General features: G+C 62.5%; 1 protein-coding gene (only partly in view). It reads right to left on the reverse strand.

The window, feature by feature from the left end:
• On the reverse strand, positions 1-17,520 hold the end of the coding sequence (sypC, locus tag RGM3321_RS24220; RefSeq protein ID WP_244395140.1) for a syringopeptin non-ribosomal peptide synthetase SypC. It continues 23,091 nt past the right edge of the window; only the last 17,520 of its 40,611 coding nucleotides appear in the window; the start codon falls outside the window, past its right edge — the gene reads right to left on this strand; its stop codon occupies positions 1-3.

Raw genomic sequence — 17,520 nt, forward strand, 5'->3', positions numbered from 1 at the left:
TTATTCATGGGGTAGCCACCAGTTCGCCAGATGCCGTACATGCTGCGCCTTGAGGATGGTGAAATGGTTGCCCGGTCCACGCCAGACAGTGAGATCCGGGGCACACTGGCGCCAGCCGCTGACCATCGCCTGTTGTTCGCGCTGATTGCCCGCCGCATCCAGCACCGGGTCATCGGCCAGCACCAGGCGCACCGGCCCGGTGTAGATCTGCGCAGGTTGATAACGTGTACGCAACGCCGTACCGAAGGCTCGCGCAGGCCCGCGCATTGCGTCCGGCGATGAACGCTGCGGCAACATCCCTGCGCGCACCATCCCGGCATGCAACAAGCGCATCTGGCCAACATCGTCCTGGGCCCGGAAGGCCGCACGATCAATGCCCAGCGACTTGCCCGCAGCCAGTTCCATGGTCTCGATCAAACGTTCCAGTACGCCTATCGCGGTGTAAGGTTTGCCCACCACCCCGTTGCCGCCCGGCGACTCGCTGTCGATCAGTGTCAGCGAAGCCACTTCGCGGCCGCGTGCCGTCAGGCGCTGGGCCATTTCAAAGGCTACCCAGCCGCCGAACGAATGACCGAGCAGATGCACCGGCCCTTCGGGGTGAGTGCTGTCGAGTGCTTGCAGATACGCCTCGGCGGCGGTTTCCACCAGGCTGTAAGGCACCGTGCGGCCATCCAGCCCGCGCGGTTGCAGCCCGTGAATCGGCCAGTGCGGGCCTAATGCCTCGGCCAGACCGATGAAGCCGGTCACACTGTCTCCTGCCCCCGGTACGCAGAACACTGGCGCGTGGTCGCGACGTCCGCCCTGAATCGTCAGCAACGGCCGGTGGGCGCTGTCAGCCTCCCGTGGCCGATCGGGCAGATCAGCCAGCGCCTGGCTGATCGCCTGACCCAGGCCCTCGATATGCGGCGGCTTCATCATGCTCATGTGATCGCCCGCAACCTTGATACTGCGCAACTGACTGACGGGCAGGACGCTGTCCCAACCCAGGTAACCGCTGTGTTTCTGCGAGTTGGGTTGCCACTCGCTGGCAGTGAACAGGTGCAGCGGCACGCTGTTGGGGTAAACCGTGTAATTGGCCTGCGCATGACCGTGAGCCACCTCTCGGTCGAGGTACTGGCAAAGACCCTCGTTCGTGTAGATGTCCAGCTCCGGCGGCAGTGCACCCTGCTCACGGCAGTGCTGCAGGAGCCCGGCGAAATCAAAGTCCTGGCGGTTTGCACGCACTCGCTCCAGGGCCTCCAGAGCCTGCGCGCATTCGCCGCGGGCTTTCCAGAACTGCTCGCAGTGTTCCAGCAGGTGCTGACTGTGGGCGGTCTTCAGGTCCCAGCGCTCGCGACCCTGATCCACCAGGCGCGGCATGTAGGTGTCGAGCATGCCGATAAACTCTACCTGCTCGTCCATGCCCTCCAACTGAATGGCGATTTCGTAGGCCAGAAGCCCACCGAACGACCAGCCCGCCAGACGATAAGGCCCTTGCGGCTGAACACTGCGCATCACATTCAACAAGCGCGTTGCCAGGCATTCCATGGTCAGCAACTGTGCCTGACCGAGCGGGATGCCGCTCAGGCCGTAGACCGGAATATCGCTGTCGATGTGTACCGCCAGCGCCGCGAAGTGCACATCCTGGCCGGTAAACTCGTGAACCAGGAACAATGGACGCTGGTTGCCGGTGGTGCGCACCGGCACCAGTTGCTCATGAAGCTGCGCTGCAACCTCTTCGCTGCGGCTGCCCAGCAGGCTGGCCAGAGCCGCCACGCTGGCATGCTGGAAAACGTCGGCCAGGGACACCGCCAAGCCACTCTGCACCAGTTGGTTGACCAGTCGCACGGCCATCAGCGAGTGACCGCCGAGATCGAAGAAGCTGTCATGGCGTCCCACCTGCTGTAATTCGAGTACCTCCGCCCAGGCTTTCGCCAGACGAATCTCCAACTCGCCTGCCGGGGCTTCAAACGCGTGGCTCGCGAACTGATCCGCTGTCGGCGCTGGCAATGCATGGACGTCCACCTTGCCATTGAGCGTCAGCGGCAAGTCTGGCAAGCAGATGAAGACGCTCGGGACCATGTATTCCGGCAATCCGGCGCTCAGTTGCGCACGCAGGGCCTCCGGCTCGGGTGCTTCAACGTCAGCGTGCACGGTGTAATACGCCACCAGACGCGTGTCGCCCGGGCTGTCTTGGCGTGCCACCACCACGGAGTTGCGCACGCCATCGAACCCATGCAGGCTGCTTTCGACCTCACCAAGTTCGACGCGGAAGCCGCGGACCTTCACCTGGCCATCGTTACGCGCCAGGTATTCGAGGTTGCCGTCCGGCAACCAGCGCGCCAGGTCGCCAGTGCGATAGAGCCGCGCGCCTGCCTGCTGACTGAACGGGTCGTCGCTGAAGCGTTCGGCACTCAGTTCCGGGCGATTCAGGTAGCCAAGCGCGACCCCGACACCGCCGATGTAGATCTCGCCGACGCTGCCCATCGGCACCGGCTCGCCGCAAGCGTCGAGCAGATAGACGCGCACGTTGGCGTTGGGTTTGCCGATCGGCAGGCTCAGGGTGCCTGGCTGCACATCAAACACTTCGTAACGAGTGGCGCAGGTCGTGCCCTCGGTTGGGCCATAGCCGTTGAACAGGCGCACTTGGGACGAATGCTCACGTACCCGGCGGAACGACGCCGGATCCGCCCGTTCGCCACCGCACTCCAGAATGCGCAAGCCTGCCAGGGCCTCGGGAATCAGCCCGGCATACAGGTTGAACAAGGCGGTCGAGCTGAACATCACCGTCACTGCGTGGCGTTTGAGCACGGCGGCAAAGGCTGTCGGCTCAAGCAACACGGAAGGCTCGACGATTATCGACTGGCCACCATTGAGCAACGCACCCCAGATCTCCGGGCTGCTGGCGTCGAACGCCGGGTTGGAAGAAAACGCCACGCGGTCATCGGCACGGAAGTCGTAGTTATCCCGAACCAGTCGCACGATGCCGTTGTGGGTCACGATCACGCCCTTCGGCATGCCGGTTGAACCGGAGGTGTAGATAATGCACGCCGGGGTCTCGCCTGCGACTTCATCTGCAAGCGCGACTGGCCCTTGGCCGGCCACTGATAGATCCAGGGTGTCCAGATCGAGTCGCGGCGTCGTTTCAGGTGCTGTCAGCTCGCTGCGGGTCAGCAACATGATTGCTTCGCTGTCCTCGAGCATGAAGCGCACACGTTCTTCGGGGGCCAGGCGATCCAGCGCCAGGTACGCCGCGCCGCACTTGAGCGTGGCCAGCATACTGGTCAGCAGCTCCACCGAACGATCCAGCAGGATCGCCACTCGGGCTCCCGCTTTCACGCCGTGCTGGCGCAAGTGCTGAGCCAGGGCGTTGGCGCGGCTGTCGAGTTCGGCGTAGGTCAGCGTCTGCTCGCCCTGACGGGCCGCAATCGCTTGGGGTCGAGACGCTGCATGCGCCTCGAAAAGGCGATGCATCAACTGACCCTGAGGGTAAGCGCGTTCGGTTGCATTGAGACCGGTCAACAGGTGCTCGCGCTCGACCGCATCCACCAATGGCACGTGTTCCAGTATGCGGTGCTCATTGGCGACCATGGCTTCCAGCAGGCGCTGGAAATAGCCCAGGTAACGGTCCATGGTGCTTTCGTCGAACAGCGCCGTGGCGTATTCCAGCGTGCCGATCAATTGACCGCCAACCTCGGTCATGTCCAGCACCAGATCGAACTTGGCCGTGTGGTCGTTTACCGCCACGCCTTGCAGGTTCATGGCGCCGAGCGAGAGGTCGGACGTTTCGTTGTTCTGCCAGGACAACATCGCCTGGAAGATCGGGCTGTGGGACAGGCTGCGTTGCGGACGAACCACCTCGACCACCTGTTCGAACGGCAGGTCCTGATGGCTCTGCGCTGCCAGCGTCTGACGCTTGACCTGCTGCATCAACGCTTCGACGCTCGGTGCGCCGGACAGATCGACGCGGATCGCCAGGGTGTTGACGAAGAACCCGATCAGGTCCTCCACTTCGGCCCGCAGGCGGTTGGCCACCGGTGTACCGATCACCACATCATCCTGACCGGCCAGACGCCCCAGCAGCGAGGCCCATGCGACCATCACGGTCATGAACAGCGTGCTGCCATGCCGCTGGCTCAGGGCCTTGAGGCCGAGGGTCAGCTCGGCATCGAGCACCAGGCCGCGAATATTGCCGCTGTAGTCCTGTTGTGCCGGGCGTGGCCGGTCGGTCGGCAAGGTCAGCAAGGCTGGCGCACCGCCCAGGGTCTGCTGCCAGTATTGACGCTGTTGCTGCAGCACGTCGCCGCTCAGCCAGTTGCGCTGCCACACGGCATAGTCGGCGTATTGCACCGGCAAGGTGGGCAACGGATCCTCGGCACCTTCACTGAACGCGGCATAGAGCGCACTCAGCTCACGGGTCAACACATCCGCGGACCAGCCGTCGGAGACGATATGGTGCATGGTCACCAGCAACACGTGATCGTCCTCGGCCATGCGCACCAGACGTCCGCGTACCAGCGGACCGTTGAGCAGATCGAAGCCTTCGTTGGCTTCTTCAGCGGTGATGGCGAGCAGTTGCTCTTCAGCATCCGCCTGCCCGGCCAGCACCTGCAGCTGCAGACTGAAACCGATATCGGCCGAGGCTACGTGTTGTGCAACGTCCTCGCCATGTACTTGCACGAAGGTCGTGCGCAGCACTTCGTGGCGGGCGACGATGCGGTCCAGCGCGCGTTTCAGCGCAGGGTTATCCAGAGTGCCACGTAGACGCAGCCCTGCCGGAATATGGTAAGCCGCGCTGCCGCCCTCCAGCTGTGCGAGGAACCACAGGCGCTGCTGGGCAAACGACAGCGGCAAGGTCTGGTCGCGGGACACCGGCACGATAGGCGGCTGGCTGCTGCCTTTGGCGTCGGCGAGAATGCGCGCCATGGCGGCCAGTTCCGGCTGGGCGAAGATATCCGCCAGGCCCAGCTCGACGCTCAGGTGCTGGCGCACCTGGGAAATCAGGCGCATCGCCAGCAGCGAGTGCCCGCCGAGCTCGAAGAACTGGTCATGACGGCCCACCTGTTCAAGGTTGAGCAGGTTCTGCCAGATCTGCGCCAGCGCCATCTCGGTGTCGCCTTGCGGTTCCACATGTTCACGGCTGGCAAAGGCCTCGGCTTGCGGAGCCGGCAAGGCGCTGCGGTCAAGCTTGCGGTTCGGCGTCAACGGCAAGGCGTCGAGAATCACGAATGCACTCGGCAGCATGTATTCAGCCAGTTGCGGTGCCAGTTCGGTGCGCAGGCTGGCGGCCGTGAGGTACATATCCGGCTGCGCGACTACGTAGGCCACCAGACGTTTATCTCCCGGATTGTCCTCCCGAGCGATCACCACTGCTTCCTTGACCCCTACACAATTACCCAGGCGGGCTTCTATTTCGCCCAGTTCGATACGGAAACCACGCACCTTGACCTGGAAGTCGTTACGACCCAGATACTCGATACGGCCGTCGGCCATGTAGCGTGCCAGGTCACCGGTTTTGTACATCCTGGCATCAGGGCTGTTGCTGAACGGGTCCGCGAGGAAGCGTTCGGCGTTGACCTCTTCAAGATTCAGGTAACCCCGTGCCACGCCGTCGCCACCAATGAAGATCTCACCGGCCACGCCATACGGCACCGGCTGTTGATGGGCATCAAGCAGGTAGATACGCGTGTTGGCCATCGGCTTTCCAATGGTCGCGTTACCGCTGCCTTCGCTGCCAGCTACAGCGTCATGGCTGACGTAAGCCGCGGTGCAAGACACCGTCGCTTCGGTCGGGCCATAGGTGTTGATCAGGCGAGTGTGCGCCGGGCGCACCTCATCCCAGAGCTTGAGCTTCTGTGCCGAAAGTGCGTCACCCGTGACGTTGATCAGGCGCACCTCAGCCAGACGTTGCGCAGCAGCCTGCGGCTGGTTGTGCCATTCGGCCACCAGCGTGTGCCAATGCGCAGCGGTCAAGTGCAGTACGGTGGGTTGAATGCCGTGAGTTTCAGTCCCTTCGCTGCCGAAGATCTCGCGACTTGGCGCCAGGGTGGCGCCGGCCAGCAGCGCCGGGAAGATTTCCTCCACCGACAGGTCGAAGTTCAAGGTGTTCTGTTGCAGCACGGTGTCGCTCTGGGACAGGGCAAACAGACGTGCGGCATCGACGCTGTAGTTGACCAGACCGCGATGTTCGATCATCACCCCCTTCGGATTGCCAGTGGAGCCCGAGGTGTAGATCACATACGCCAGGTTGCGCACGCCGAGGGCTTCCACCACCGGGTTGTCGTCACGCTCGGTAAAGGTGCTGCGCTGATCATCGTCGAGCAGCACCAGTGGCAAGGTCAGGGGCGACAAGCGTTTCTGCAGATCACGCTGGGTCAGCAATGCCGTTGGCTGGCTGTCGTTGATCATGTAGGCCAGGCGCTCGGCCGGATACGCTGGGTCCAGCGGCACATAAGCCGCTCCTGCCTTAAGTACACCGAGCAGGCCGATCATCATTTCCACGCCGCGCTCGACGCAGATCGCCACCCGATAGTCCGGACCGATGCCCATGCCGATCAGGTGATGGGCCAGACGGTTGGCCTGACGGTTCAATTCGGCATAGCTCAGGCGCTGTGCCTCAAAGACCACGGCGATGGCGTCGGGCTGTGTCTGAACCTTTGCTTCGAACAGCTGATGAATCGTGCAGTCGTGCGGGTAAGGTACGTCGGTAGCATTGAGGTCGACCAGCAGATGCTGGCGTTCCACCGCATCAAGCAACGACACCTGCTCCAGCAACTGACGGTCGTCGGCGACCATCGCTTCCAGCAAGCGCTGGAAGTAGCCCATGTAGCGCTGCATGGTGCTCTCGTCGAACAGCGCAGTGGCGTACTCCAGCGTGCCGATCAATTGATCGCCGACCTCGGTCATGTCCAGCGTCAGGTCGAACTTGGCCGTATGGCCAGCCACTGCGACGCCCTGCAGGCTCATGTCGCCAAGCGCCAGATCGGACGCTTCGTTGTTCTGCCACGACAACATGGCCTGGAAAATCGGGCTGTGGGACAGGCTGCGTTGTGGGCGAACCACCTCAACCACCTGTTCGAACGGCAGGTCCTGATTCGCCTGGGCGGCCAGCGTCTGCTGTTTGACCTGCTGCAACAGGCTTTGCACGCTCGGTGTACCCGAGAGATCGACGCGTACCGCCAGGGTGTTGACGAAGAACCCGATCAGGTCCTCCACTTCAGCGCGCATGCGGTTGGCCACCGGCGTACCGATGACCACGTCGTCCTGACCAGCCAGACGTCCGAGCAGCGCAGCCCATGCGGCCATGACCGTCATGAACAGGCTGCTGCCATGCCGCTGGCTCAGCGCCTTGAGGCCGCGAGTCAGATCGGCATCGAGCACCAGCCCGAGCAGTTGACCGCTGTAGTCCTGTTGCGCGGGGCGTGGCCGGTCGCTTGGCAAGGTCAGCAAGGCCGGCGCACCGGCAAGGGTCTGCTGCCAGTACTGACGCTGTTGTTGCAGCACGTCACCGCTCAGCCAGTTGCGCTGCCACAGCGCGTAGTCGGCGTATTGCACCGGCAACGCTGGCAACGGATCCTCGGCACCCTCGCTGAACGCTGCATAGAGCACGCCCAGCTCACGGGTCAACACACCCGCGGACCAACCGTCAGAGACGATGTGGTGCATGGTCACCAGCAACACATGTTCGTCATCGGCCAGGCATACCAGACGTCCGCGCACCAGCGGGCCATTGAGCAGATCAAAGCCCTCTTCGGCCTCTTCTGCGGCGATGGCGAGCAGTTGTTGTTCCGCATCATCCTGCCCGCTCAGCACTTGCAATTGCAGGCTCAAGCCGACATCGGCCGGGGCGATGCGCTGCAGCGGATCCTGGTCCTGCTCCTGCACAAAGGTGGTACGCAACGCCTCGTGACGCGCAACGATACGGTCCAGCGCCCGTTTCAGGGCGACTTTATCGAGGCTGCCGCGCAGACGCAGACCGGCTGGAATGTGATAAGCCGCGCTGCCGCCGTCCAGCTGCGCCAGGAACCACAGACGCTGCTGGGCAAACGACAGCGGCAAGGACTGGTCGCGGGACACCGGCACGATAGGCTGCTGGCTGCTGCCGGCAGCGTGCGCCACTACCTGAGCCAGCGCCGCCAGTTCCGGCTGGGCGAAGATGTCCGCCAGGCTCAGCTCGACGCCCATGCGCTGACGCACCTGGGAAATCAGGCGCATCGCCAGCAGCGAGTGCCCGCCCAGTTCGAAGAAGTGGTCATGGCGCCCTACTGCTTCCAGGTTGAGCAGGTTCTGCCAGATCTGCGCCAGGGCTTTTTCGCTGGTGCCTTGCGGTGCGACATGTTCGCGACTGGCAAAGGCATCGTCCGCCGGAGCCAGCAAGGCGTTGCGATCCAGCTTGCGGTTCGGCGTCAACGGCAAGGCATCGAGGATCACGAATGCGCTCGGCAGCATGTACTCGGCCAGTTGCGGCGCCAGTTCGGCGCGCAGGCTGGCGGCATCCAGGTTCGCTTGTGGCTGGGCGATCACGTAGGCCACGAGACGTTTTTCACCGGGATTGTCTTCCCGGGCGATCACCACCGCTTCCTTGACCCCGACACAATTGCCCAGACGGGCTTCGATTTCCCCAAGCTCGATACGGAAACCGCGCACTTTGACCTGGAAGTCGTTACGACCCAGGTATTCAATACGGCCGTCAGCCATGTAGCGCGCCAGGTCACCGGTTTTGTACATCCTGGCGTCAGGGCTGTCGCTGAACGGATCCGCGAGGAAGCGCTCTGCGTTGACCTCTTCAAGGTTCAGGTAACCGCGTGCCACGCCGTCGCCACCGATGAAAATCTCACCGGCCACGCCGTACGGCACTGGCTGCTGATGAGCATCGAGCAGGTAGATGCGGGTGTTGGCCATCGGCTTACCGATGGTCGCGTTGCCGCTGCCTTCGCTGCCAGCAGCAGCGTCGTGGCTTACGTAGGCGGCGGTGCAGGACACCGTCGCTTCGGTCGGCCCGTAAGTGTTGATCAGGCGAGTGTGTGCCGGGCGCACCTCATCCCAGAGCTTGAGTTTCTGCGCCGACAATGCGTCACCTGTGACGTTGATCAGGCGCACCTCGGCAAGGCGTTGTTCAGCAGCCTGCGGCTGGTTGTGCCATTCGGCCACCAGCGTGTGCCAATGCGCGGCGGTCAAGTGCAGAACGGTCGGGTAGATGCCGTGATTTTCAATGCCCTCACTGCCGAAGATCTCGCGGCTCGGCGCCAGGGTGGCACCGGCCAACAGTGCCGGGAAGATCTCCTCCACCGACAGGTCGAAGTTAAGGGTGTTTTGTTGCAGCACAGTGTCGCTCTGGGACAGGCCAAACAAGCGTGCAGCATCGACGCTGTAGTTGACCAGGCCACGGTGTTCGATCATTACCCCTTTCGGATTGCCAGTGGAACCCGAGGTGTAGATCACATAGGCCAGGTTGCGCACGCCGAGAGTCGCTACGACCGGGTTGTCATCACACTCGGTGAAACCCTGGCAATGATCGTCGTCGAGCAATACCAGCGGCATCGCCAGTGCGGGCAAACGCTCCTGCAAGCCGCGCTGGGTAAGCAACGCCGCTGGCCGGCTGTCGTTGATCATGTACGCCAGGCGCTCGGCCGGGTAAGCCGGGTCCAGCGGCACATAGGCGGCACCGGCTTTGAGCACGCCGAGCAGGCCGACGATCATTTTCACTCCACGTTCGACGCAGATCGCCACCCGATCATCCGGACCGATGCCCAGGCCAATCAGGTGATGAGCCAGACGGTTGGCCTGACGGTTCAATTCGGCATAACTCAAGCGCTGCGCCTGGAAAGCCACAGCGATGGCGTCGGGCTGTGCCTTGACCTTTTCTTCGAACAGCTGATGAATCGTGCAGTCTTGCGGGTAAGGCACGTCGGTAGCGTTAAGGTCGACCAGCAGACGCTTGCGCTCCACCGTATCGAGCAGTGGCACATGCTCCAGTACCTGACTGTCATCGGCAACCATGGCGTGCAGCAAACTCTGCAGGTAGCCCAGATAACGGGCGATGGTGCTCTCATCGAACAACGCGGTGGCGTATTCCAGTGAACCGAACAGCTGACCCTGGGCTTCGCCGATGTCCAGCGAGAGATCGAACTTGGACAGCGTATGTTCCGCGCTCAGGCTTTCCAGTTGCAGATCGCCGAGGGCGAAATCCCCGCCGCCCATGTCCTGCCAGCTGAGCATGGCCTGGAACACCGGGCTGTGCGACAGGCTGCGCACCGGCTTGATCACTTCCACCACTTGCTCGAACGGCAGGTCCTGATGGTCCTGGGCGCCTAACGTGTTGGTCTTGACCTGCGCCAGCAGAGTCTTTGCCGTGGGCTTGTCACTGAGGTTGACGCGGATGGCCAGGGTATTGACGAACAGGCCCACCAATCCTTCGGTCTCACTGCGTGTGCGGTTGGCCACTGGCGTGCCGATGACCACGTCGTCCTGACCGGACAGACGCCCCAGCAGCGCAGCCCAGGCGGCCATGAGTGTCATGAACAGTGTGCTGCCGTGACGTTGGCTCAATGCCTTCAGGCCGCGAGTCAGGTCTTCGTCGAAAACGATGGGCAGCACCGCGCCGGTATAGTCCTGCTGCGCCGGACGTACCCGGTCGTTGGGCAACATCAGCAGCGCCGGAGCGTCTGCCAGGGTCTGCTGCCAATAGTCGCTTTGTTGCTGCAACAGATCGCCGCTCAACCAGCGACGCTGCCACACCGCGTAGTCCAGGTATTGCAGCGTCAGTGGCGCCAGTGGATCGTCCTGGCCCTGAATGAATGCTGCGTAAAGCGCGGCCAGTTCACGGGTCAGCACGCCAATCGACCAGCCATCGGAAACGATGTGGTGCATGGTCAGCAACAGGACGTGATGGTCCTCGGCCATACGAATCAGGCGGCCCCGGATCAATGGGCCCTGTTCCAGATCGAAGCCTTGCAGCGACTCTTCGCTGGCCAGTGCCTGAAGCTTCTCTTTGGCATCCACCAGCCCTTGCAGATCGTGCAGTTGCAGGTTGAAGCCGGCATCCGCCGGGCTGATCCGTTGTAAGGGCTGTTCGTCATCGCCCTGAATGAAGGTAGTGCGCAAGCCCTCATGGCGAGCCACGATACGCTCCAGGGCTCGTTGCATCGCCGCGCGATCCAGTTCGCCACGCAGGCTCAGGCCGACAGGCATGTGGTAGGCCGCGCTGGCACCTTCCATCTGGGCGAGGAACCACAGGCGTTGCTGGCCGAACGACAATGGCCAAGCCTGATCGCGTGCCACCGGCACGATATCCGGCAGGATGCTGCGTCCGGCTTGGGCGATGGCCTGCGCCAGCGCGCTCAGTTCAGGGTGGGCAAACAGCGCGGCCAGGCTCAGTTCGACACCCAGTTGTTGGCGAATCTGCGAAATCAAGCGCATTGCCAGCAAGGAGTGGCCGCCCAGCTCGAAGAACTGGTCGTGACGGCTGATGCGTTCAACCTGGAGCAGGTCACCCCAGATTTGCGCCAGCAAGGTTTCGGTTTCGCCTTGTGGGGCTTCATAACCACGGCGGATCAGTGCATCGGTGTCCGGTGCTGGCAAGGCCTTGCGGTCCAGCTTGCCGTTAGGCGTCAGCGGCAGTGCGTCGAGCAGCACATAGGCTACCGGGATCATATGGGCCGGCAATTGCTCCTGCAGCCAGCCGCGCAGGCTGTCGATGTCCACCGACGCGTGCCCTGCGCTCAAGGTGTAATAAGCCACCAGACGCTTGTCACCCGGAACATCTTCGCGGGCGTTGACCACCGCTTCGTGTACGGCCGGGTGTTTGGCCAGGAGTGCATCGATCTCGCCCAGCTCGATACGGAAGCCGCGGATTTTCACCTGATCGTCGTTACGACCGAGGTATTCGATATTGCCGTCTGGCAGGTAGCGACCCAGGTCGCCGGTACGGTACATGCGTGCCGCGGGCTGTTCGCTGAACGGGTCCGTGAGGAAACGCTCGGCGGTCAGGTCTTCGCGGTTCAGATAACCCCGAGCTACACCGGCACCACCGATGTAGATTTCACCTGTAATACCCAGCGGAACAGGCTGCTGTTGCTCGTCCAGCAGGTAAAAACGGGTATTGCCAACCGGTTTGCCGATGTGAGCTGCGAAGCCATCTTCACGATCCATCGCTACCCAGCTTGAGTAGGTGGTGGTTTCGGACGGGCCATAGAGGTTGCACAGGCGCTGCACACCAGTCTTCTCGAACAGCGATTCGACCAGGCTGCGCTTGAGCGCTTCACCTGCGACGTTGACCGTATGGACCGATTTCGGCAGTCCATCGACTTCCAGCAAGGCCTTGAGCGCAGACGGTACGGTGTTGATCAGGCCGATATCGTGGTCGCCGTGCTGCACTTCCAGAACATCTGTCACCACATTGATGCTGCCACCCGACGTCAGCGGCGCGAAGCACTCGTAAACCGCGAGGTCGAAGTTCAGCGAGGTGGAGAACAGTGTTTTTTCCAGCGCAGAGCCGTCGAAAGCCGTGTGCGCCCAGGTCAGGAAGTTAACGGTGTTGCGGTGTTCGATCATCACGCCTTTCGGCAGGCCGGTGGAACCCGAGGTGTAGATCAGGTAGGCCAGATGCGCCGAAGTCAGCCCAGGCACCTGCGGATTCTGGACGGATTGGTCCTGCCAGTTGCTCAGATCAAGATTGATCACAGGTACCGACACGTCGGCCAGCAAGCCCTGAGTCGCGGTTTGCGCCAGCACTGCTGCCGGAGCGCTGTCCTGGAACATGTAGGCAATTCGTTCTACCGGATACGCCGGGTCCAGCGGCACGTAACCGCCGCCCGCCTTGAGGATCGCCAGCAAGCCGACGACCATCTCCATGCCGCGCTCAACGCAAATGCCGACCCGCGAATCCGGCTGCACACCCTGCTTGCGCAAGGCATGGGCCAGACGGTTGGCCTGCTCGTTAAGCTCGCCATACGTCAGGCGTTGCTCGCCATGAACCACTGCCATGGCTTCCGGTGTGCGCTCGACTTGCGCTTCGAACAGCCCGTGAATGGTCTGCTGCTGCGGGTAATCCAGCGCGGTGTCATTGAAATCCACCAGCAAATGATCACGCTCGACAGCCGACAGAACCGGCAAGCCTGCCAGCGGCACCTCGCCGGACTGCTCCAGTGCGCTGACCACATTCTCCAGAGTGGTCTGCACATAAGCGCAGACGCGTTGCGCGTCGATGCTGGCACTGGCCTGGATCGTTAAACTGAAGCCCGTTCCCTCGTCGTTTACTGAAAGGGTCAGCGGATAGTTGGTGCGCTCTTCGCCGCGCAGGCTTTCGATGCCTTGCCAGGCGTCCAGTGTCTGCTGGTTGGCCTCAGCGGCGACATGTCGGTAGTTGAGCAAGGCACTGAACAGCGGCGTCGAAGCGGACACGCCACTGCAACGCTGTGCCAGTACCAGCGAGGCGTGTTCATGGGCAAGCAGCCCGCTGAGCCTTGCGTGGGTAGCCTTCAGACCGCTACGCACGCCCTGCTCGTCCAGCGTGACACGCAACGGCAAGGTGTTGATGAACATCCCCAGCGCCCGGTCAGACCCGGCACCACCTTGCAGGCGGCCGAGCAATACGGTGCCGAACACCACATCCTTTTTGCCTGACAAAGCGCCAAGAACCCGGGCCCATACCAGGTGATACAGACTGGCGGAGCTGACCCCGAACTGACGGGCCTGCACGCGCAGGCGGCGGCTCAGGTCCACGTCGACCGACTGGCGCGCTTCCTCGATACCGCGACCGTCGCCCTGCACGTCCTGCAGGCCGAACGGCAGCGTCGGCTCATCGATGTCACCGAGCATGTCGCGGAAAAACGCTTCGTGCTCCTCGCGACTCACGCCGAGCATGGCTTGTGCCACGTAATTGCGGTAAGGCACGGACGGTGGCAGCGAGGCTTGCTGCCCGAGCATGTACGACTCGATTTCGCTGGTGAGAATACGCAGTGACGTGGCGTCGTCCACCAGGTGATGGAACAGCAGCATGCCCAGCCAGCGGTCGTTCTCTGCGTCATGTGCATAACCAATGCGTAACATCGGTGCCTGACGAATGTCCAGACGCGTGTGGCGAGGGTCCAGACGTTCGAGCAGTTGTTCGGCGATATCGCCATCGGCAGGGTCCAGTATCAGCTCATCCAGGCCCAAAGGTGCTTCACGCCAGACCACCTGCACCGGAGCCTCGAGACGCTCCCAAAGCACGGCGGTGCGCAGGATATCGTGGCGCGCAATCACGCCTTGCAGTGCCTGGGCGAAACCGTGCAGACGCTCGAGGCTATCAAAGGCAAACAACGCGTATTGCAGGTACGGGTCTCCCTCGGTCGCGGCAAGGTGGTGATACAAGATACCTTCCTGCAGCGGCGCCAGAGCGTAGATATCCTGCACGTTGGCCAGGCCGCCGGGCACGCTTGCCACCACACGGTCGATGTCATTCTGGCTAAGTACTGCCAGAGGCAGCATGTCCGGGGTGACGCGCTCGCAGTCGGAATGAATAAGGTTGGCGGGTACTTCCAGTGCACCCTTGCCGCCCACCGCTGCTGCCAGGGCAGACAGGGTCGGCTGACTGAACAGCACGCGCACGTCGGCAACCAGATCGATCTGGCGCATGCGCTCGATCAGTTTGACGGCCAACAGTGAGTGGCCGCCCAGCTCAAAGAAGTTGTCATGACGACCAACCTGCTCCAGTTGCAGCAGGTCTTGCCAGATACGCGCAATGGCCATCTCGGTGTCGTTTTCAGGTGCTGCGTAGCCACGACTGACCACCGCCGAGCGGTCGGGCACCGGCAATGCCTTGCGGTCGAGCTTGCCGTTGGCCGTCAGTGGCAACTCATCGAGTTGCACGTAGGCTGCGGGCACCATGTGCTCCGGCAATGCACCCTGCAGATACTCGCGCAGGCTTTCGTTGTCCAGCAGGCTCTCCGGCTGCTGCGCCGTGACATAGGCCACCAGACGCTTGTCGCCGGGCACATCCTCACGGCACATCACGACGGCATCGCGGACGTCAGGATAGGCAGCCAGACGCGCTTCGATCTCGCCCAGTTCGATGCGGAAGCCGCGAATCTTGACCTGTTCGTCGTTGCGGCCCAGATATTCAAGGCTGCCATCGGCCAGCCAGCGTCCCAGGTCGCCGGTACGGTACAAGCGCGCACCCGGTACAGTGCTGAACGGGTTATCGAGGAAACGCTCTGCCGTCAGTGCTTCACGGTTCAGGTAGCCACGAGTAACACCGGCACCGCCCACATACAGCTCGCCGATCACGCCTGTCGGCACGGGTTCGCCATGGGCGTCGAGCAGATAGAGCAGCAGGTCCGGGATGCGTTTGCCGATCGGGCTGGCACCGACGCGCTGGGCGTCTTCAGGCTGCAACGGGTAATAGGTCACATGCACTGTGGTTTCAGTGATGCCGTACATGTTCACCAGTTGCGTGCCAGCGTTCACGCTGCGGGCGTACCACGGCTTGAGCATTGCCGTTTCCAGCGCTTCACCACCGAAAATCACCTGGCGCAGCGAATGTGCCTGAGTGTTTTCAGCCTGGGCAGCAATCAGCTGGCGGAACGCACTTGGCGTCTGGTTGAGCACCGTCACCCCGGCACTGCACAGCAGGTTATAGAAGTCTTCGGGCGAGCGGCTGACCAGTTGCGGGACGATCAACAGACGGCCGCCGTGCAGCAGCGCGCCCCAGATTTCCCAGACCGAGAAGTCGAAGGCGAACGAATGGAACAGCGCCCAGACATCCTGTTCATTGAAGCCGAACCACTCTTCGGTGGCCGAGAACAGCCGCGCAACGTTGCGATGCTCGACCATCACACCCTTGGGCAGACCGGTGGAGCCGGAGGTGTAGATCACATAAGCCAGGTTGGTGGGCTTTACCGGCACCTGCGGATTGCAGACGGATTCGCCCTGCAAGTCATCGTCGAGACTGATCACCGGCACTTCCGAGGCTGGCAAGGTGCTCTGCACTGACCGCTGACTCAACAACGCTACTGGCGCGCTGTCACCAAGGGTGTAGGCCAGCCGTTCAAGGGGGTATGCAGGGTCCAGTGGCACGTATCCAGCGCCGGATTTGAGAATACCCAGCAAGCCAATGATCGTCGCCGGGCGGCGTTCGACGCAGATCGCTACCCGATCATCCGGGCGAACGCCGTGGGCCAGCAGGCGATGTGCAACCTGGTTGGCACGGGCGTTGAGTTCGCCGTAGCTCAGGGTCTGCTCTTCGAACACCAACGCCACGGCATTCGGCCGCTCTGCTGCGCGGGCTTCAAATTGCAGATGAATCGGTGTCTCGCTCGTATAGGTATTGCCAGGCTCGTTCCACTGTTCGAGCAACTGCTCGCGCTCGCTGTCCGGCAGGATCGAAATGGCGTGCAACGGTGTCTGCGGCGCCTGCTCCAGCGCGTTGACCAGATTGCTCAATGTTTGCAGCATGTAGGCGCAAATCCGGGCGCCGTCGATCAGCGGTATGGTCTGTACGGTCAACAGGAAGTCTTCGCTGCGGTCATCGACGTTGAGGGTCAGTGGATAGTTGGTGCGTTCTTCATCGCCCAGTGCTATTGCCTGCATGCCATTCCAGGCCGTCAGCGTCTCATCGGTCACGGCAACGCTGGTGTGGCGATAGTTGAGCAGCGCGCTGAACAACGGCGCCGGTGCGACCACGCCACTGCAACGTTGGGCCAGCGCCAGAGACGCGTGTTCATGCCCGAGTAATGCGGTCAAGCGCCGGTGCGTGGCCTTGACCCCGTCACGCACGCCCTGGTCGCCCAGGCCCACACGCAGCGGCAAGGTGTTGATAAACACGCCCAGCGCTCGGTCCGAGCCTTCTCCACCTTGCATCCGGCCCAGCAGCACGGTGCCGAACACTACGTCGTCACGCCCCGAGGCCTTACTCAACAGCTGCGCCCAGGCCAAGTGGACCAGGCTCGCGGCACTTACTCCCAGCTGACGGGCCTGGGCCCGCAAACGACGGCTGAGCTGCAGATCCACCGGCAGAAAGTCTTCTTCGATGTCATGACCGTCACCTTGCACCTCCTGCAAACCAAACGGCAGCGTCGCCTCGTCAACATCGCTCAACATGTCGCGGAAGAACACCTCATGTTCCTCCTGACTCATGCCCAGGCGGACCTGAGCAATATAATTGCGATATGGTGCCGCCCGGTCCAGTTGAGCCCCCTGCCCCAGCAGGCAGGCCTGCATCTCATGGCGCACTACTTCCAGCGTTGTATGGTCCATGACCAGGTGATGGAACTGTAACCAGCCCAGCCAGCGCTGGTTTGACTCATCCCAGGCATGTACAAGACGCATCATCGGCGCCCGACGAATGTCCAGGCGGGTGTGACGGGCGTCGCAACGCTGGTGCAACTGTGTCGCGACGTCACCGCCTTGCGGGTCCGGCTCAAAGCTTTCACGCGTCAGCAACGCCTGACGCCAGACCACTTGCATCGGTTCGTCCAGCCCCTCCCAGACCAGTGCGGTGCGCAGAATGTCATGGCGCTGGATCACGAACTGCAAGGCGCGGGCAAAGTCGTCGACATGCTC

This window comes from Pseudomonas sp. RGM 3321 (genome assembly GCF_022836805.1).
Lineage (GTDB): Bacteria > Pseudomonadota > Gammaproteobacteria > Pseudomonadales > Pseudomonadaceae > Aquipseudomonas.